A 19683-nucleotide genomic window follows, 5' to 3' on the forward strand; every position below is an offset into this window, starting at 1 on the left:
GTTCCCGCTTCCGCGGGAACACACTGGTTACACTATCGACTCTGGCCGTTTGACCCCCGGCGGCGGTCGAACGCCTGCCGCCCGGCCACCCAGGTCTCGATCACCTGCGTCTCGCGGATCGCGTTCGGATCGGATGTCTGGAAGATATCCCGGTCGAGGAACAGGAAGTCGGCATAGCGCCCGGGCTCCAGCGTCCCGATCTGCTCCTCGGCGAAGCCGGCATAGGCCGCGCCGCGGGTGAAGGCGTCGAACGCCTGCTCGAGCGTCAGCCTCTGTTCGGGCAGCCATCCGCCGGGCGGCTGCCCCTGCGCATCCTGCCGGCTGATCGCTGCGGCGAGGCCGTGGAACGGGTTCGGGTTCTCGACCGGGAAATCCGAGCCGAAGGCGATCGGCACATCATTGGCGAGCATCGAGCGCCAGGCATAGGCGCCCTGCAGCCGCTCCATGCCCATCCGCACCTCGGCCATCCGCCAGTCCGAGGTCTCGTGCACCGGCTGCATCGACGCGATGATGCCGTGCCGGGCGAAGCGCGGCAGATCGACCGGATCGACGATCTGGGCGTGCTCGATCCGCCAGCGCCGATCTCCCGTATAGGTATCGGATAGTTCCTCGATCGCGCCGAGCAGTTCGGCATTGGCCCGATCGCCGATCGCGTGGACCGCGACCTGGAAATTGTCCATGGCCGCGCGGCTCATCAGATTCTTGAGCACCGTATCGGTGAGCAGCATGAGTCCGCGCTGTCCGGGGGCGTCGCGATAGTCCTGCTTGAGCAGGGCGCCGCGCGAGCCGAGCGCGCCATCGAGGACGAGCTTCACCCCCACCATCCGGAGGCGTCCGTCGTAGAGCCACGGCGTCGGCCGCGTGCCGGCGGTGGCGAGCAGCGCATCGACCCCCGCCGCGTAGGAGAGGATGCGCAGGTTGAGCTGGTTGTTGTCGCCGGCGCGGCGGATCGTGCTCCAGTCCTCGATGCTCGTCCCCATGTCGGCAACGCCGGTGAGGCCGTTCGACAGCAGGATCTCCTGCGCGCGCGCAAGGGCGCGATCGCGCTGGACCGGGAGCGGCGGCGGCACGGCGCGCTGCATCAGCTCCATGGCGGTGTCGACGAAAATCCCGGTTGGCGCCGCATTCGCGCCGCGGCCGGCCCGCTCGATCCGGCCGCCGGCCGGCGCCTGCGACTGGGCGGTGATCTGCGCCTCGGTCATCGCGACCGTGTTCGCCCAGCCGGCATGGCCGTCGACCCGCTCCAGCCAGACCGGCCGGCCCGGCACGACGGCGTCGAGATCGGCGGCGGTCGGGAAGCGGCCGAGGCCCCAGCGCTCCTGGTTCCAGCCGCGCCCGATGATCCAGCGCGGGCTCGGGTTGGCGGCGGCGTATTGGGCGATGCGCTGCTGCGCCTCCTGCAGCGAGTTCGTATCGGACAGGTCGAGCGTCAGCGCGCCCATGCCGAGGCCCATGACATGGCCATGCGCGTCGATGAGGCCGGGGATCACCGTCCGGCCCCGCCCGTCGAGCAGGTAGCGCGGCCGTTCAGGGCGGCGGTCGCCGCGCCGGAGGAGCTGCTTCACCCGGCCGTCGTCGCCGATCACCATGCCGTTGAAGCGGAACAGCCGCCCGTCCTCGCGCATGGTGTAGCCGTTGACATTGTCGACGAGCTGATCGGCGAGCGCCGGCGTGGCGGCGACGAGGATCGCCGCGAGGAACAGCAACAGACGCTTCAAGGCTCCAGCCTCCGGACCAGTGAAGAGGTGTCCTGCCGCGCGCCGCCGATCGCCTGCACGTCGGCATAGAATTGATCGACCAGAGCGGTGAGCGCGAGACGGGAGCCGTTGGCGCGCGCCTCTTCGAGCGCGAGCCCGAGATCCTTGCGCATCCAGTCGACCGCGAAGCCGAAATCGAACTCGCCCTTGTCCATCGTCGCCCAGCGATTGACCATCTGCCAGCTCTGCGCGGCGCCGCCCGAGACCGCCTCGAACACCTTTCCGGGGTCGAGGCCGGCGCGGTGGGTGAAATGGATCGCCTCGGCGAGGCCCTGGACGATTCCGGCGATGCAGATCTGGTTGACCATCTTGGTGAGCTGGCCGCTCCCCGCCGGCCCGACATGGACGATCCGCGCCGCATAGGCCTGCATCAACGGCGTCGCGGCGGCGATCGCGGCGTCGGTGCCGCCGCACATGATCGAGAGCTTGCCGTTCTCGGCCCCAGCCTGGCCGCCCGAGACCGGGGCGTCGACGCTGTGGAGATCCCGCCTCTCCGCCTCTTCGGCCAGTTGCCGGGCGATGCGGGCGGAGACGGTGGTGTGGTCGATGAAGACCGCGCCGGGCCGCATCGCGCTGAAGGCGCCGTCCGGCCCCAGCGTCACCGCCTCGACATCGGCGTCGGCGCCGACGCAGGCGATCACCGCGTCGGCTTCGGCCGCCGCGTCGGCCGCGCTTGCCGCGCCGGTGCCGCCGTAGCTCTGGATCCAGGCCTCGACCTTGGCCGGGCTGCGATTGTAGACGGTGAGCGCGTGCCCGGCGGAAGCGAGATGCCGGGCCATCGGCGCGCCCATGACGCCGAGCCCGAGGAAAGCGATGCGTGCCATGGGCCCCGCGATAAGGCCTGTTTGCCGTCGGCGCCAGATGGGTCTAGGGCTCGCTCCCATGGCGAGCCCCGCGCGCACGACGCACCCTCCGGTCACCCTCGCAGGGATCGAAGCCGCCGCAGCGCGCATCGCCGGCGCAGTGATCCGCACCCCGACGATGCTGAGCCGCACATTGTCCGAGCGGAGCGGCGCCACGGTCTACGTGAAGTTCGAGAATCTCCAGCATACCGGCGCCTACAAGGAGCGCGGCGCGCTCAACAAATTGCTGCTGATGGACCCGGCCCGGCGGTCGCGCGGGGTGATCGCCGCCTCGGCGGGGAACCATGCGCAGGCCGTCGCCTACCATGCCCGGCGCCTCGGCGTGCCGGCGGTGATCGTGATGCCGAAGCCGACCCCGATCGTGAAGGTGAGCCAGACCGAAGCGCATGGCGCCGAGGTCGTCCTGTTCGGCGAGACGTTCGACGAGGCCTATGCGGAATCGCGTCGGCTTGCGGAGGAACGCGGCCTCACCTTCGTCCATCCGTTCGACGATGCCGAGGTCATGGCGGGGCAGGGCACGGTGGCGCTGGAACTGCTCGCCGATGCGCCGGAGATCGACGCGCTCGTCATCCCGATCGGCGGCGGCGGGCTCATTTCCGGCATTGCGACGGCGGCCAAGGCGCTGAAGCCCGGCATCGCCGTGGTGGGTGCGCAGGCCGAACTCTATCCCAGCATGTACGCGAAGTTGTCGGGCCAGTCGCTGCCCTGCGCCGGTGACACGATTGCCGAGGGCATCGCGGTCAAGGCGCCGGGCGTCGAGACCGCCGACATCATCCGCGAGGTCGTCGACGACATCGTGCTCGTCTCCGAACGCGACATCGAAAGCGCGCTCTGCCTGCTCGCCACTGCCGAGAAGACGGTCGCCGAGGGCGCCGGCGCGGTCGGCCTCGCCGCCTTGCTCAGCCATCCTGACCGCTTCGCCGGCAAGACCGTCGGCCTCGTCGTCAGCGGCGGCAATATCGACACCCATCTTTTCGCAAACGTGCTGCTGCGCGATCTCGTCCGCTCCGGCCGGATGACGCGGCTGCGCATCCATCTCCAGGACCGCCCCGGCGCGCTGGTCGCGGTGATGAAGCTGTTCTCCGCGCACCAGGTGAACATCGTCGAGGTCAACCACCAGCGCGTGTTCACCTCGCTCCCCGCCAAGGACGCCGCGATCGAGGTCGCCTGCGAGGCGCGCGACGCCGGCCAGATCGCGAAGCTGATCGAGACGCTCGAGGGCGACGGCTACAAGGTCTTTCCGGTCGCGCTGGAGTAGGTTTGGTTCAGTTCAAACCGTCATTGCGAGCGTAGCGAAGCAATCCAGCGTAGCCTCAGATGCAGACTGGATTGCTTCGTCGCTGCCGCGAAGCGGCAGTTTATCCTGAGCGACGCCGCAGGCAGCGTCGAAGGGCGCCTCGCAATGACGGGTACTGTTAATCGTCCTCCAGTCGCCGTCCCGGCGTGGAACGGCTCGCCGCAACGTGGCTGCCGACATGTTAACCGGCCTTCCCAACGCCCCGGCGCAGGCGCATACTTGCCGCCAGGTCCAGACGAGCCTGCCGGAGTCGAATTGAGCGCACCGTTTCGTTTCCCCCGCTTCTTCGTGACCACGCCGTCACCATGCCCCTATCTGGACGGCAGGACGGAGCGGAAGGTGTTCACCGAGCTGTCGGGCCCGCATGCGGGCGAGCTCAACGACGCGCTCGGGCGGATCGGCTTCCGCCGCAGCCAGAACGTCGCCTACCGCCCCTCCTGCCTCGATTGCGCCGCCTGCGTCTCGGTCCGCGTCGTCGCCAGCGAATTCAAGGCCACCGCGAGCCAGCGCAAGACGCTGCGCCGCAACGCCGACCTCGAGGTCACCGCCTGCAAGGCGTGGGCGACCGAAGAGCAGTACGACCTGCTCCGCCGCTACCTGCGCGCCCGCCATCCCGACGGCGGCATGGTCGAGATGGACGAGCACGATTTCTCCGACATGGTCGAGCAGAGCCCGGTCCGCACCTATATCGTCGAATATCGCGAGCCCGCGACGGACGGCCGCCCGGGCCGCCTCGTCGGCGCCTGCCTCACCGATCAGCAGGCCGATGGCCTCAGCATGATCTACAGCTTCTTCGAGCCGGACAACGAGCACCGCGCGGGTCTCGGCACCTACATCATCCTCGACCATATCGTCCGCGCCGGGCGGGCGGGGCTGCCCTATGTCTATCTCGGCTACTGGGTCGAGGAGTCGAAGCGCATGGCCTACAAGTCGCGCTTCCGGCCGCTGGAGAAGCTCGGCCCCGGCGGCTGGCGCCGCTTCGATCCCGAGCAGCGCGAGCTGGCGCTGGGCTGAGCGGCGTCACCTCGCTTCGTCGGGAACGAGGTGATCGATCGCCATACGACCTACTCCCGGCGCAGGAAGGCGAAGGCGTTGTCCCTTGGCGCGTCGTGATTGAATGCCTGATCGATCCAGAGCATCGCATAGGGCTCCAGCAAACGCGCGTTGCGGAGCGGACCGGCGTCGATCCCCTCGAAGCCCAGATTTTCCACCAGCCGCAGCACGTCGATCTTGCGCTCCCCATCGTCCCCGGCGACGAACATCGCCGGACGGGCGGCATAGCCCGATGCGTCGGCCATGACCGCGAAGCCGACCTGATTCATTGTCTTGAACACGATCGCGTCCGGGGCGAGCCGGGCGACCTCCTCACCCCCCGATGTCGAGAAACCCAGGGCGAGCGCGGGTCCATCCTTCCCGAATGTCAGCGGATTGGTCGCGTCGATCACGATCTTGCCGGCGAGCGATCCGCACTGACGGATCGCGTCCGGCACTGCCTCCCATCCGACGGCCAGCACGACCACGTCCGATTGGTCCGCCACGGCCTCCACTCCGGCAATCCGCGCATCGCCCGCCGCTTGCGCTGCGGCCACATGCTTCGGATCAACTGGATCGCGCACGCCGAACAGGATCTCATGCCCTGCGCGGGCCCAGCCGGTTCCCAGGGCCTTGCCGACATCGCCGGCGCCTATGATTCCTAATTCTCATCGCATGATCTCCGAGTTGCCGGCCGATTCCCGTCGGCTCGAAATCGGTCTAGGATCGGGTCGCTAGGGCTTTCAACGCACCGGATGGTGCGTGGACGAGGGGTTTGCATGAAACGACTGAAGTCCCGCTATGGCTGCCCGGTCGAGCTGGCGATCGAATTTGTCGGCGGCAAATGGAAGACGGTGATCCTCGCCTGGCTGAAGGAAGCGCCACATCGTTACAGCGACCTGCGCGCCCGCATTCCCGGCATTTCGGAGAAGGTCCTGACACAACGCCTCAAGGATCTGGAAATGCTGGGCCTGGTGGAGCGAACGCGTGGCGAGGGCGGCCAGGCAGTCTCCGTCTATCGCCTGACCGCGCTCGGCGAGAGCCTTCGTCCGATGCTCGACGCACTCTATGAGTGGGGGGACGCACGCGCCAACGACCTGTCTATTTCGGTGCGTTAGGCCCGACGACAGTTGGGGCGTGGTCTTTTACGGGCAATCCACGCTTGACCGGCATATAAAGACATCTTTATATCCCCAAATATGGCTGCGGCTCCAAAGATTTTTGCGTCCCTCGCCGATCCGACGCGGCTCAGAATCCTGATGCTGCTGCGTGCAATGGAATTGTCGGTGGGCGAGATCGCGCAGGTGCTGGGGCAGAGCCAGCCGCGCGTGTCGCGCCATGTGAAGATCCTGATCGACGCCGGTCTCGCCGAGCGACGCAAGGAGGGGAGCTGGGTGTTCGTCAGCCTCGGCGAACGTGGCCGGACGGAGCCGCTCTTCCAGCTTCTCGACCGCTGGACCGAGCTCGACGGCGAGAATGCCTGGATGACCGCCGATGCCGCCCGGCTCGCCGCGGTCCGTGCCGATCGTGCCGCTGCCGCCGAGCGCTATTTCGCCAGCCATGCCGGCGATTGGGACGCGCTGCGTTCGCTGCATGTCGCCGAAAGCGAGGTCGAGGCGGCGATCGCCCGTGCGCTGGGCGAGGACCCTTATGGGCGCCTTGTCGATATCGGCACCGGCACCGGGCGGATGATCGAGCTGTTCGGCCCGAAGGCCGAGCGCGCGCTCGGCATCGACCGTTCGCCGGAGATGCTGCGGCTCGCGCGGGTAAAACTCGCCGACGCCGGACTCGAATCCGCCGAGCTGCGCCAGGGCGACATGTATGCGCTGCCGTCGCCATCGGGCAGCGCCGACACGGTCATCATCCATCAGGTGCTGCATTATGCGCAGAACCCCGCCGCGGCGGTCGCCGAGGCGGCGCGGCTGCTCGGCCCGGGCGGACGGCTGCTGATCGCCGATTTCGCGGCCCATGAGCGCGAGGAGCTGCGCAGCCGCGATGCGCATGCCCGTCTCGGCTTCGCCGATGAATCGGTGCTGCGCTACCTCGCCGAGGCCGGCCTGGAGGGCGAGGTCGTCGAGCATCTCGAAGGCGGCGAGCTCACCGTCACCATCTGGCTCGGCGTCCAGCCCGAGGCGCGCCTGAAGGTGGTCGCATGAGCCCGGCCGCGCCCGCACTCTCCCGCACCGCCCGGCCGCTGTTCGAGGACGCCGCCGGCGACATTGCGGTCAGCTTCGAATTCTTCCCGCCCAGGACTGAGAAGATGGAGGCGACGCTCTGGGAGTCGATCCAGACGCTGGCGCCGCTGAACCCGCGCTTCGTCTCGGTGACCTACGGCGCCGGCGGCTCGACCCGGGAGCGCACCCACGCGACCGTGGCGCGGATCGTGCGCGAGACGGCGCTGACGCCGGCTGCCCATCTCACCTGCGTCGCCGCGACCCGGGGCGAGATCGACGACGTCGCGCGCGCCTATTGGGACGCCGGCGTGCGCCACATCGTCGCCCTTCGCGGCGATCCGCCCGAGCCCGGCGCGCGCTTCCGGTCGCCGGAGGGCGGCTACGCCAATGCCGCAGAGCTGGTCGAAGGGTTGAAGAGGGTCGCGCCGTTCGACGTGTCGGTCGCCGCCTATCCCGAATGCCATCCGGATTCGGCGACGCGCGCGGCCGATCTCGACAATCTCAGGCGCAAGATGGACGCGGGCGCCGACCGGGCGATCACCCAGTTCTTCTTCTCGGCCGAGAGCTTCTTCCGCTTCCGCGACGAGGCGGCGGCGGCCGGGATCGACGCGGAGATCGTGCCGGGCATCCTGCCCGTCTCCAACGTCGCCCAGACCCGCAAGTTCGCCGGCCAGTGCGGCGCCGCGATCCCGCCCTGGATGGACCGTCTGTTCGAGGGGCTGGACGACCTGCCCGATGCCCGCAAGCTCGTCGCGGCGACCGTCGCGGCGGAGCTTTGCGCGCAGCTCTATCGCGGTGGCGTGCGCCATTTCCACTTCTATACGTTGAACCGCGCAGAGCTGGCCTATGCCATCTGCCACCTGCTGGGCGTGCGGCCCGGCGCCAAGCAGAAGGACCAGGCCGCGTGAGCGCACGTGAGAGACTGAAGACCGCGGCCGGTGAGCGTATCCTGCTCACCGATGGCGCGTTCGGCACCGAGATCCAGAACCGCAAGCTGACCGAGGCCGACTATCGCGGCGCGCTCGATCTCTCCCGCGACCAGAAGGGCAACAACGACATCCTGGCGCTGACCCGCCCCGATGTCGTGGACGCGATCACGCGCGCCTATCTGGAGGCGGGGTCCGACATCGTCTCGACCAACACATTCAGCGCCAACCGGATCAGCCAGGCCGATTATGCGGCGGAAGCCTTGGTTGGCGACATCAACCGGGCTTCGGCCCGGATCGCCCGTGCTGCTGCGAACGACTACGAGGCGAAGGACGCCAAAAACGGAATCGGGCGCCCGCGCTTCGTCGCCGGCGCGATCGGGCCGACCAACAAGACGCTGTCGCTCTCGCCCGACGTCAACGATCCCGGCTTTCGCGAGATCGACTTCGACGAATTGAAGGCGGTCTATCGCGAGCAGATCGACGCGCTGCTGGAAGGCGGCGCCGATTTCATCTTGATCGAGACGATCTTCGACACGCTGAATGCCAAGGCCGGCATCATGGCCGCCAAGGACGCGGCCGCCGCGCTCGGGCGCGACGTGCCGCTGATGATCTCGATGACCCTCACCGACCTCTCCGGCCGCAACCTTTCCGGCCACACGGTCGAGGCCTTCTGGCACGCCGTGCGCCATGCCGACGCCGTGACGATCGGCCTCAACTGCTCGTTCGGCGCCCAGCAATTGCGCCCGCATGTCCAGGCCCTGTCCGGCATCGCCGACACGCTGATCATGGCCTATCCCAATGCGGGCCTGCCCAACGAGCTGGGCGAATATGACGAGCTGCCCGAGCAGACCGCGGCTTTGCTCAAGGAATGGGCCGAGGCCGGCTGGGTCAACATCATCGGCGGCTGCTGCGGCTCCACTCCCGCGCATATCGCCGCCATGGCGAAGGCCGTCGCCGGCTATGCGCCTCGCCGGATCGCGACGCCGGCGCGGGTCACCCGCCTCGCCGGCCTCGAGCCGATGATCCTCGCCGCCTGAAACACATAAGAGACATGACCACCCAGCAGCGCGCCACGTTCGTCAATATCGGCGAGCGCACCAACGTCACCGGCTCCGCCAAGTTCAAGAAGCTCGTAATGGCCGGCGACTACCCGGCCGCGGTCGAGGTCGCGCGCCAGCAGGTCGAGAACGGCGCCCAGGTGATCGACGTCAACATGGACGAAGGCCTGCTCGACGCCGAGCTCGCCATGACCACCTTCCTGAAGCTGATCGCCGCCGAGCCCGACATCGCCCGCGTGCCGGTGATGGTCGACAGCTCGAAATGGGCGGTGATCGAGGCCGGCCTCAAATGCGTCTCGGGCAAGCCGATCGTCAATTCGATCAGCATGAAGGAAGGCGAGGCCGAGTTCCTGCGCCTCGCGCGCAAGGTCCGCGACTATGGCGCGGCGGTCGTCGTCATGGCGTTCGACGAGACCGGGCAGGCGGACACCCAGGCGCGCAAGGTCGAGATCTGCAGCCGCGCCTATGACCTGCTCGTCGCCGACGGCTTTCCGCCCGAGGACATCATCTTCGATCCCAACATCTTCGCGGTCGCGACGGGAATCGACGAGCACCGCACCTATGCGGTCGACTTCATCGAGGCGTGCAAGGTGATCCGCCAGCGCTGCCCCAGCGCCCATATTTCCGGCGGCCTTTCGAACCTCAGCTTCTCGTTCCGCGGCAACGAGCCGGTGCGCCGGGCGATGCACTCGGTCTTCCTCTATCACGCCATTCCCGCCGGGCTCGACATGGCGATCGTCAATGCCGGCCAGCTCGACGTCTACGACACGATCGATCCGGTGCTGCGCGAGGCCTGCGAGGACGTCATCCTCGATCGCCGCGAGGACGCCACCGAACGGTTGGTCACGTTGGCCGAGAATTATCTCGGCAGCGATCCGGCGCGCGAGAAGGAAGCGGCCGAATGGCGCGGCTGGCCGGTCGCCAGGCGGCTGGAGCATGCGCTCGTCAAAGGCATCGACGCCCATGTCGTCGAGGATACCGAGGAGGCCCGCCAGGAGGCCGCCCGACCGATTGAGGTCATCGAAGGGCCGCTGATGGACGGCATGAACGTCGTCGGCGACCTGTTCGGCGCCGGCAAGATGTTCCTGCCGCAGGTGGTGAAGTCCGCGCGCGTGATGAAGAAGGCGGTCGCCCACCTCCTCCCCTATATCGAGGCGGAAAAGGACGAGGGCGCCAAGGGCAAGGGCCGGGTCGTGATGGCGACCGTCAAGGGCGACGTCCACGACATCGGCAAGAACATCGTCGGCGTCGTCCTGCAGTGCAACGGCTTCGAGATCATCGACCTGGGCGTGATGGTGCCCTGGCAGGACATCCTCAAGGCCGCCAACGAGAATGACGCGGACATGATCGGCCTCTCCGGCCTCATCACCCCATCACTCGACGAGATGGTGACGGTCGCCGAGGAGATGCAGCGCGAGAAGATGGCGATGCCGCTCCTGATCGGCGGCGCGACCACCTCGCGCGTCCATACCGCGCTCCGGATCGATCCGGCCTATGACGGCCCGGTGATCCATGTTCTCGACGCCAGCCGCGCGGTCGGCGTCGCCGCCAGCCTCGTTTCAGACACGCAGAAGGCGCCGCTCGTCGCCAGGACGGCCGAGGACTATGAGGCGGTCCGCATTGCCCGCGCCAACAAGGGGCAGAGCGAGCTGGCGACGCTCGAGGAGGCGCGCGCCAACGCCCTCGCCTACGATCCCGCCGGCAAGGCGCCGCCGCCGCAGCGCCCGGGCGTCCATCATTTCAACGACTGGCCGCTGCGCGAGCTCAGGGACAGCATCGACTGGACGCCGTTCTTCCGCGCCTGGGAGCTGGCCGGCACCTATCCCGGCATTCTCGACGATCCGATCATCGGCGAGAGCGCGCGCTCCCTGTTCGCCGACGCGCAGACGATGCTCGACAGGATCATCGCCGAGCACTGGCTGACGGCGCGCGCCTCGGTCGGCCTGTGGCGCTGCCGGCGCGAGGGCGACGACGTCCACGTCCTCGCCCGCAACGAGGAGACACAGCTCCCTTTCCTGCGCCAACAGGTGAAGAAGCGCGAGGGACGGGCGAACATGTGCCTCGCCGATTTCATCGATCCGAATGGCGAGGACTGGATCGGCGGCTTCGCGGTCGGCATTCACGGCATCGAGCCGCATCTCGAGCGGTTCAAGGCGCAGAACGACGTCTATTCGGACATCCTCCTGAAGGCGCTCGCCGACCGCCTCGCCGAGAGCTTCGCCGAGACGCTGCACGCCCATGTCCGCCATTCGACCTGGGGCTATGCGCCGGACGAGCATTTCACCAATGCCGATCTCATCCGTGAGACCTATGTCGGCATCCGTCCCGCGCCCGGCTATCCGGCCTGCCCCGACCACAGCCTGAAGCCGATCCTGTTCGACATGCTCGCCGGCGAGGGCGCGAACGAGGGGCCGGCCGGCGTCAGCCTCACCGAAAGCTTCGCGATGCTGCCGACCGCGGCGGTTTCCGGCTTCTACTTCGCGCACCGCGACAGCGACTATTTCGGCGTCGCCCGGATCGGCCCGGACCAGCTCGAGGACTATGCCATCCGCCGCGGCGTTTCCCTCGAGCAGGCAACCCGCTGGCTGAGGCCCAATCTCGACTGATCACGCTCGTCCCGGGCGATATTCGATCCGCTAATGCCCTTCGCTCCGGCGGCGTACCCAGTCGACCGGCCCGCGCACGAACCGGTCGCGCAACTGCTCCAGCGAGACGCGGTTGCCGGCGCGGAAGAAGCCGAGGAGCTGCCGGCCGGCGTCATTGTCCGCATAGTTGGTGCCGGTCAGACGCACGCGGGTCGCGCGCCCTTCCGGTATCAGCTCGAAGATGCTCACCACCTGGCGGTAAGTGTCGAAATGGGGAAAGCCCCCCGGCGCCTTGACGGTGCGGAAGACGAGCAGCCGGCCGGGAATGCGGGCGAGGACTTGCTGGCGGATCGTCGTCTGGTCGTTCGGCCCGGCGGTCGGCGTATAGCTGGTCTCGATGAGGTCGGGCGCACCGTCGACCGAGCGCGCGACCGGCGCCGCCCAGGTACGCCAGCCTTCGGGCGTCGAAATCGCCGCCCAGACCGCGTCCGGAGGCGCCGCCACGACGACCTCATGGGACAGGACGAGAGTCCCCGCGGGATCGCGCTGCTCGCTGACGGCAACATCCTGGGCCGGAGCAGGCGCCGCGGCCAGCAAGGCGAAAGCGACGAGCATTCCTTTCATGGCGGCTCTCCCTCCTGCCGCCATCATTCTTGAATGATCGATCAAGTCAAGGCTTGTCGGACCGATATTCCGGCAACGCCCAGCCATACCACAAGGCGCCGCCGCGCAGGGCGAAACCGGCCAGGGTGGCGACGAGGCCCGCCACGCCGCCGGGTACGCCCGCGACGACCAGCCCGACCAGCAGGGCGGCGGAGAGGGCGGCGGCGGTGACATAGAGTTCCGGCCGCAGCAGGATCGAAGGCTCGCCGGCGAGCACGTCGCGGACGATGCCGCCCAGGCAACCGGTGAGCACGCCCATGCCGAAGGCGGGGAGTGGCGCGAGGCCGAAGGCGAGGCCCTTGGCGGCGCCGAAGCTGGCGAAGGCGGCGAGGCCCGCGGCATCGAACCACAGCAGCGCCTTGTGGTGCCAGGAGCCGCGCGGCAGCAGCCAGGCCGCCAGCGCCGCGCCGAAGCAGATCAGGAGAGTCGCATTCTCGTGCACCCAGAAGACCGGCGCGCCGATCAGCAGGTCACGCACCGTGCCGCCGCCCACCGCCGTGACGACCGCGAAGAAGATGAAGGTGACCAGCGTCTGGCGCTTCTCCGCCGCCAGCAGCGCGCCCGACAACGCGAAGACGGCGATGCCGGCATGGTTCAGCACCTCGAGCATCGGCGCAAGCGCGGCGGGGAGCTGGGTCGGCGACATGGCCTCTCCCGTACCATATTCCCGTCACCCCGGCGAAGGCCGGGGTCTCGTGGAGACCGCCGTAACCTTTTGTCCTGAGACCCCGGCCTTCGCCGGGGTGACGCGTTAGGTCAGATGTGGATCGGAAGGCCCCGGACCGCCATCGCCGCTTCCTTGACCGCCTCGCTGTGCGTCGGGTGGGCGTGGCAGGTATAGGCGATGTCCTCGCTGGTCGCGCCGAACTCCATTGCCTGGGCGGCCTGGGCGATCATCGTGCCCGCGACCGAGGCGATGATCCAGACGCCCAGCACCCGGTCCGACTTCGCGTCGGCGATCACCTTGACGAAGCCGTCGGCCTCTTTGTTGGTCTTGGCGCGGCTGTTGGCGAGCATCGGGAACTTGCCGGTCTTGACCTCATAGCCCTCGGCCCTGGCGTCCTCCTCGGTCTTGCCGACGCCGGCGATCTCCGGGAAGGTGTAGACGACGCTCGGGATCACGTCGTGGTTCACGATGCCGACCTGGCCGGCGATGATCTCGGCCGCGGCGATGCCCTCGTCCTCGGCCTTGTGGGCGAGCATCGGGCCGGGCGTCACGTCGCCGATCGCGTAGATGCCGGCAACGCCGGTGCGAAAACCGTGGTCGACCTCGATCTGGCCGCGCGTGTTGACCTGGATGCCCGCCTTGTCGAGATCGAGCCCTTCCGTATTGGGCTTGCGGCCGATCGAGACCAACACCGCATCCGCCTCGATCGTCTCGGCCGCGCCGCCGGCGGCGGGCTCGACGGTGAGGACGACACCCTTGCCCTTCTTCTCGGCCTTGGTGACCTTGGTCGAGGTGCGGATCTCGAAGCCCTGCTTCCTGAAGATCTTGTTCGCTTCCTTGCGGACGTCACCGTCCATGCCGGGGAGGATCTGGTCGAGGAACTCGACGACCGTGACCTTGGCGCCGAGCCGCTTCCAGACCGAGCCGAGCTCAAGACCGATCACGCCACCGCCGATGACGACGAGATGGTCCGGCACCTTCGCCAGCTCCAGCGCGCCGGTCGAATCGACGATTCTGGCTTGGTCGATCTCGACGCCCGGCAGCGGCGTCACCGACGAGCCGGTGGCGATGATGAAGTTCTTCGCGGTGTAGGACGTGCCGCCAACGTCGATCGTGGTCTTCGACGTAAACTTGGCATGGCCCTTCAGCCACTCGACCTTGTTCTTCTTGAACAGGAAGGCGACGCCCTGGGTGAGGCCCTTGATCGATTCCAGCCGGGCCTCGTGCATCACGCCGAGATCGAGCTCGACCTTGCTGGTCTTCACGCCCCATTTGGCGAGCGTGCCATGCGCGGCCTCCTCATACAGCTCGGAAGCATGGAGCAGCGCCTTGGAGGGGATGCAGCCGACGTTGAGGCAGGTGCCGCCCAGCGTCTCGCGGCTCTCGACGCAGGCGGTCTTGAGCCCGAGCTGCGCCGCACGGATCGCGGCCACATAGCCGCCGGGCCCGGCGCCGATCACGATCACGTCGAAATTGGTGTCTGCCATATTCTGTTTCCCTTGGGCATCATCCCAGCGGAAGCTGGGATCTCATTGCCTTTTCACAAGGAAGGGAGATTCCAGCTTTCGCTGGAATGACGACAATCATCATAGATCGATCAGCAACCGCGTCGGATCCTCGAGCGCTTCCTTCATTCGCACGAGGAAAGTGACCGCCTCGCGGCCGTCGATCAGGCGGTGGTCGTAGCTGAGCGCGAGATACATCATCGGGCGGGCGACGATCTGGCCGTCCTTCACCACCGGCCGCTCCTCGATGCGGTGCATGCCGAGCACCGCCGACTGCGGCGGATTGATGATCGGGGTGGAGAGAAGCGAGCCGAACACGCCGCCATTGGAGATGGTGAAGGTGCCGCCCTGCATCTCCTCGATCTTCAGCGTGCCGTCCTGCGCGCGCTTGCCGAAATCGGCGATCGTCTTCTCGATCTCGGCGAAGCTCATCGCCTGGGCGTTGCGGACCACCGGGACGACCAGGCCCTGCGGCGCCGACACCGCGACCGAGACGTCGAGATAGTCGTGATAGACGATCTCCTCGCCGTCGATCGAGCCGTTGACCGAGGGGACGTCGCGCGCGGCGAGCGCGGCCGCCTTCACGAAGAAGGCCATGAAGCCGAGGCGGATGCCGTGCTTCTTCTCGAACAGGTCCTTGTACTTCGCCCGCGCCGCCATCACCGCCGTCATGTCGACGTCGTTGAAGGTGGTGAGCATCGCCGCGGTGTTCTGCGCCTCCTTGAGGCGGCGGGCGATGGTCTGGCGGACACGCGTCATCCGCACCCGCTCCTCGCGGCGCTCGCCCGTCGCGGCGGCCGCGCTGGGCGCAGGGGCCGTAGCGGGCGTCGCCGGCGCGGGCGCCTCGGCCTTCTGCAGCTTCGAAGCAGCGAGCACGTCGTCCTTGGTGAGGCGCCCGTCCTTGCCGGTGCCTTTGATCTTCGAGGGATCGAGATGATGCTCCAGCACCACCCGGCGCACGGCCGGCGACAGGGTCAGGTGGGATTCGTCGTCCCCTGCGGGGGCGGCAGCCTCTTCCTTGACCTCGATATTCTCGCCGGCGCCGGCCGGATTGACCGGCGTTTCCGCCGGTGCTGGCGGCGCCGGGGCCGCGGCGGCAGGTGCGTGAGCGGCGCTGCCGCCGCCCGCCTCGATCCGCGCGATCAGGGCGCCAACCGCGATCGTGTCGCCTTCCTTGACGAGCTGCTCGCCCATCACGCCGGCCGACGGCGCATTGACCTCGACCGCGACCTTGTCGGTTTCGAGGCTGGCTACGGCCTCGTCCGCCTTCACTGCCTCGCCGGGCTGCTTGAGCCACTGGCCCAGCGTCGCCTCGGTGATCGATTCCCCGAGCGTCGGGACCTTGACGTCTATGGCCATGCTGGTTGCGCTTTCTCTCTAGCTGGCTTTGCGATGGGCGATGGCGCGCGCCGAATGGCCGAGCGCGTCCTCGATGAGCTCGGCCTGCTCGGCGGCATGCCGCTTGGCGAGGCCGGTGGCAGGCGAGGCCGAAGCCTTGCGGCCCGCGTAGAGCGGCCGCTGCGCCTTGGCGTCGGCGAGGCACTTCTCGATCCGCCATTCGACGAAGTGCCAGTAGCCCTGGTTCTTGGGCTCCTCCTGGCACCAGACCACCTCTTCGAGGTTGGTCATCCGCTTGATCCGCGCGATGAGCGGCTCGCCCGGGAACGGATAAAGCTGCTCGACCCGGACGATCGAGGTGTTGGCATCGCCCGCCTTGTCGCGCGCCTCCATGAGCTCGTAGGCGACCTTGCCGGTGCACAGGACGAGCCGGCGCACCTCCTTGTCGGCGGGCGGGTTGAGATCGGACAGGAGGCGGCGGAAATGGCCGTCGCCCTCGAAATCGGCCGCGCTCGAGACGGCGTACTTGTTCCGGAGCAGCGACTTCGGGGTCATGATGATCAGCGGCTTGCGGAAATCGCGGTGCATCTGCCGGCGCAGGATGTGGAAATAATTGGCCGGCGTGGTGCAGTTCGCGACCTGCATATTGTCCTCGCCGCAGAGCTGCAGGAAGCGCTCGGGCCGCGCCGAGCTGTGCTCCGGCCCCTGCCCTTCATAGCCGTGCGGCAGCAGCATCACGAGGCCGTTGGCGCGCAGCCACTTCGCCTCGCCGGCGGCGATGAACTGGTCGATCATCACCTGCGCGCCGTTGGCGAAGTCGCCGAACTGCGCCTCCCAGAGCACGAGCGTCTTCGGGTCGGCGCTGGCATAGCCATATTCGAAGCCGAGCACGCCATATTCGGAGAGCGGGCTGTCGCGCACCTCGAACCGGCCCGGGCCGATGCGGGTGAGCGGGATATATTTGGCGCCCGAATTCTGGTCGACCCAGGCCGAGTGGCGCTGGCTGAAGGTGCCGCGGCCGCTGTCCTGGCCGGACAGGCGCACGCCATAGCCTTCGCTGAGCAGCGTGCCGTAGGCGAGCGCCTCGGCCGTCGCCCAGTCGAAGCCCTGGCCGCTCTCGAACATCTCGCGCCGCGCGTCGATGATCCGCCCCAGCGTCTTGTGGATGGTGACGCTGCTGGGGACGGTGGTCAGCACCTTGCCGACGTCATGGTAGGCGGTCTTGCCGATCGCGGTGGCGACGTTGCGGCGCTCCTCCTCCGGCGTCGCCGGCTTGTTGAGCCCGCTCCAGCGGCCCTCGAACCAGTCGGCCTTGTTCGGCAGGTAGGACTTGGCCGCCTCGAACTCGCTTTCGAGCAGGGTCGAGAAGGCCGCGACCTCGCCGTCCATCCAGCCCTCGCCGATCACGCCTTCGTCGACGAGGCGCGCGCCATAGACGTCGGAGACGCCCGGATGCTGGCGGATCGCGGCATACATGAGCGGCTGGGTGAAGCTCGGCTCGTCGCCCTCGTTGTGGCCGAAGCGCCGGTAGCACCACATGTCGATGACGATGTCGCGCTGGAATTCGTGGCGGTATTCCATCGCCAGCTTGCAGGCGAAGGTCACCGCCTCCGGATCGTCGCCGTTGACGTGGAGGATCGGCGCCTGGACCATCTTCGCCACGTCCGACGGATAGGGCGAGGAGCGCGCGAACTGGGGCGAGGTGGTGAAGCCCACCTGATTGTTGATGACGAAGTGCAGGCAGCCGCCGGTGTCGTAGCCCGGCAGGTCCGAGAAGCCGAAGCATTCGGCGACGATTCCCTGCCCCGCGAACGCCGCGTCGCCGTGGATCAGCACCGGCAGCACGGTCGCGCCGGTCGTGTCGCCGCGGCCCTGTTGCTGCGCCCGCGCCTTGCCGAGGACGACGGGGTCGACCGCCTCCAGATGGCTGGGGTTCGGCACGAGGCTGAGATGGACCCGCACGCCGTCGAACTCGCGGTCGGACGAGGTGCCGAGATGGTATTTGACGTCGCCCGAGCCGCCGACATCCTCGGGGTTCGCCGAACCGCCGGCGAACTCGCTGAAGATGACGCGGTAGGGCTTGCCCATGACGTTGGCGAGGACGTTGAGGCGGCCGCGATGGGCCATGCCGATCACGACCTCCTGGACGCCGTAGCCGCCGCCATATTTGATCACCGCCTCAAGCGCGGGGATCATCGATTCGCCGCCGTCGAGGCCGAACCGCTTGGTGCCGACATACTTTTTGGCGAGGAAGCGTTCCCACTGCTCGCCCTGGATCACCTTGATGAGGATCGCCTTCTGGCCCTCGGGCGTGAAGCGGATCTCCGCCTCGCGCCCCTCCATCCGGTCCTGCAGGAAGCGGCGCTCCTCCAGGTCGTTGATGTGCATATATTCGAGGCCGACCTTGCCGCAGTAATTGCGCTGCAGCACCGGCACGATCTCGCGCACCGTCGCCCATTCGTAGCCCAATGTGCCGTCGAGAAAGACCGGGCGGTCGAGATCGGCGCCGGAGAAGCCGTGGAATTCGGGGGTGAGATCGGCCGGCAGCTCGCGCTTGGTGAGGCCGAGCGGATCGAGATCGGCGGCGAGATGGCCGCGCACCCGGTAGGTGCGGATCAGCATCATCGCCTGGATCGCGTCCTTGGCGGCCTGCTCGACCTCGGCCTCGGACTTCCCGGCGGCAGTCGCGGCGGCCTTCGCCTTGTCCGCCACCTTCGGAAGCGTCATCCGCGTGGGATCGAGCCCCGCATTGACCTCATCCAGCTCGACCAGGGGCCAACCTGCGCGGGCCCAGCTCGGGCCTTGTTCGCGCTCGCTCGTCATCGATAGGTCGTTTGTCATTTTGCCTGCCGTCACCCCGGCGAAGGCCGGGGTCCAGTTCCAATCTCCGTCTGGATACCGGCCTTCGCCGGTATGACGGATTCGCTCAACCCCTTAAAAGCGACGCAAGGGTCTCGCCCAGCTCAGATGGGCTCGGGGAGACGGTAATTCCAGCCGCCTCCATCGCGGCGATCTTGTCCTCGGCGCCGCCCTTGCCGCCCGAGACGATCGCGCCGGCATGGCCCATGCGGCGGCCCGGCGGGGCGGTGCGGCCGGCGATGAAGCCGACGACCGGCTTCTTGCGGCCCTTCTTCGCCTCGTCGACGAGGAACTGGGCGGCCTCTTCCTCGGCGCTGCCGCCGATCTCGCCGATCATGATGATCGACTCGGTGGCATCGTCGCCGAGGAACAGCTCGAGCACGTCGATGAAGTTGGTGCCGTTGACCGGATCGCCGCCGATGCCGACCGCGGTGGTCTGGCCGAGGCCGGCATTGGTCGTCTGGAACACCGCCTCGTAGGTCAGCGTGCCCGAGCGGCTGACGATGCCCACCGAGCCCTTGCGGAAGATGTTGCCCGGCATGATGCCGATCTTGCATTCGTTCGGGGTCAGCACGCCCGGGCAGTTCGGGCCGATCAGCCGCGACTTCGAGCCGGAAAGCGCCCGCTTCACCTTCACCATGTCGAGCACCGGAATGCCCTCGGTGATCGCGACGATCAGCGGCACCTCGGCGTCGATCGCCTCGAGGATCGAGTCCGCGGCGAAGGGCGGCGGCACGTAGACCACGCTCGCGTCCGCGCCGGTCTTCGCGACCGCCTCGGCGACCGTGTCGAACACCGGCAGGCCGATATGGGTCTGCCCGCCTTTGCCGGGTGTGACGCCGCCGACCATCTTCGTCCCGTAGGCGAGCGCCTGCTCGGTATGGAAGGTGCCGGTATCGCCGGTCATCCCCTGGGTGATGACCTTGGTGTTCGAATTGACCAGGATACTCATTCGC

At 68.0% G+C, this 19683-nt stretch carries 16 protein-coding genes; 7 read left to right on the plus strand and 9 right to left on the minus strand.

From position 1 onward, the window contains the following. Positions 1-32: 32 nt before the first annotated feature. Both RCO27_RS08885 and RCO27_RS08890 read right to left on the minus strand, forming a co-directional pair. Positions 33-1718: an amidohydrolase gene (locus RCO27_RS08885; RefSeq protein ID WP_309002316.1), complete on the minus strand. Its 1686-nt coding sequence runs from the start codon at positions 1716-1718 to the stop codon at positions 33-35. Continuing rightward, positions 1715-2581 (minus strand): NAD(P)-dependent oxidoreductase, encoded by an 867-nt coding sequence (locus RCO27_RS08890; protein WP_309002317.1) that lies wholly within the window; start codon positions 2579-2581, stop codon positions 1715-1717. The genes RCO27_RS08885 and RCO27_RS08890 overlap by 4 nt, the downstream gene beginning before the upstream one ends. Before the next feature lie 58 nt (positions 2582-2639). On the opposite strand from RCO27_RS08890, the gene RCO27_RS08895 reads away from it, so the two are divergent. Further along, positions 2640-3878 (plus strand): threonine ammonia-lyase, encoded by a 1239-nt coding sequence (locus tag RCO27_RS08895; RefSeq protein WP_309002318.1) that lies wholly within the window; start codon positions 2640-2642, stop codon positions 3876-3878. 294 nt (positions 3879-4172) lie between these two features. Beyond that, a complete protein-coding gene (locus tag RCO27_RS08900; RefSeq protein WP_309002319.1) occupies positions 4173-4931 on the plus strand; it encodes an arginyltransferase in 759 nt (252 codons plus the stop codon). A gap of 50 nt (positions 4932-4981) precedes the next feature. On the opposite strand, the gene RCO27_RS08905 is transcribed toward RCO27_RS08900, so the two are convergent. Next, a complete protein-coding gene (locus tag RCO27_RS08905; protein WP_309003192.1) occupies positions 4982-5608 on the minus strand; it encodes an NAD(P)-binding domain-containing protein in 627 nt (208 codons plus the stop codon). Between the two features lie 120 nt (positions 5609-5728). Here RCO27_RS08905 and RCO27_RS08910 point away from each other — a divergent pair, with 120 nt between their 5' ends. The 5 genes from RCO27_RS08910 (at position 5729) to metH (ending at position 11716) form a co-directional block, all read left to right on the plus strand. Then, positions 5729-6067 carry a helix-turn-helix domain-containing protein gene (locus RCO27_RS08910; protein WP_309002320.1) on the plus strand — a complete coding sequence of 113 codons (339 nt, stop codon included), beginning with the start codon at positions 5729-5731 and terminating at the stop codon, positions 6065-6067. A gap of 81 nt (positions 6068-6148) precedes the next feature. After that, a complete protein-coding gene (locus RCO27_RS08915) occupies positions 6149-7105 on the plus strand; it encodes a metalloregulator ArsR/SmtB family transcription factor (protein WP_309002321.1) in 957 nt (318 codons plus the stop codon). Continuing rightward, complete coding sequence (gene metF, locus RCO27_RS08920; protein ID WP_309002322.1) at positions 7102-8031, plus strand: methylenetetrahydrofolate reductase [NAD(P)H]; 930 nt, start codon at positions 7102-7104, stop codon at positions 8029-8031. Before RCO27_RS08915 ends, metF begins: the two co-directional genes overlap by 4 nt. Continuing rightward, positions 8028-9089: a homocysteine S-methyltransferase family protein gene (locus tag RCO27_RS08925; protein ID WP_309002323.1), complete on the plus strand. Its 1062-nt coding sequence runs from the start codon at positions 8028-8030 to the stop codon at positions 9087-9089. The genes metF and RCO27_RS08925 overlap by 4 nt, the downstream gene beginning before the upstream one ends. A 14-nt stretch (positions 9090-9103) precedes the next feature. Continuing rightward, positions 9104-11716, plus strand: a complete 2613-nt coding sequence (metH, locus tag RCO27_RS08930; RefSeq protein WP_309002324.1) for a methionine synthase — start codon at positions 9104-9106, stop codon at positions 11714-11716. A 30-nt stretch (positions 11717-11746) separates the two neighbouring features. Here metH and RCO27_RS08935 read toward each other — a convergent pair whose 3' ends face one another. The 6 genes from RCO27_RS08935 to sucD all read right to left on the minus strand — a co-directional run bounded on the left by RCO27_RS08935 (position 11747) and on the right by sucD (position 19679). Continuing rightward, complete coding sequence (locus RCO27_RS08935) at positions 11747-12319, minus strand: SRPBCC domain-containing protein (protein WP_309002325.1); 573 nt, start codon at positions 12317-12319, stop codon at positions 11747-11749. Between the two features lie 46 nt (positions 12320-12365). Further along, positions 12366-13004, minus strand: a complete 639-nt coding sequence (locus RCO27_RS08940; protein WP_309002326.1) for a trimeric intracellular cation channel family protein — start codon at positions 13002-13004, stop codon at positions 12366-12368. Positions 13005-13114: 110 nt separating this feature from the next. After that, entirely contained in the window at positions 13115-14512 is a 1398-nt protein-coding gene (gene lpdA, locus RCO27_RS08945; protein WP_309002327.1) for a dihydrolipoyl dehydrogenase, read from the minus strand. 99 nt (positions 14513-14611) lie between these two features. Then, positions 14612-15889 (minus strand): 2-oxoglutarate dehydrogenase complex dihydrolipoyllysine-residue succinyltransferase, encoded by a 1278-nt coding sequence (odhB, locus tag RCO27_RS08950; RefSeq protein ID WP_309002328.1) that lies wholly within the window; start codon positions 15887-15889, stop codon positions 14612-14614. An 18-nt stretch (positions 15890-15907) separates the two neighbouring features. Further along, positions 15908-18709, minus strand: coding sequence for a 2-oxoglutarate dehydrogenase E1 component (locus RCO27_RS08955; protein WP_374990375.1), 2802 nt, complete (start codon positions 18707-18709; stop codon positions 15908-15910). Positions 18710-18794: 85 nt separating this feature from the next. Further along, a complete protein-coding gene (gene sucD / locus RCO27_RS08960) occupies positions 18795-19679 on the minus strand; it encodes a succinate--CoA ligase subunit alpha (RefSeq protein ID WP_309002330.1) in 885 nt (294 codons plus the stop codon). Positions 19680-19683: the final 4 nt, after the last annotated feature.

Source organism: Sphingosinicella sp. LHD-64 (assembly GCF_031157375.1).
GTDB lineage: Bacteria > Pseudomonadota > Alphaproteobacteria > Sphingomonadales > Sphingomonadaceae > Allosphingosinicella.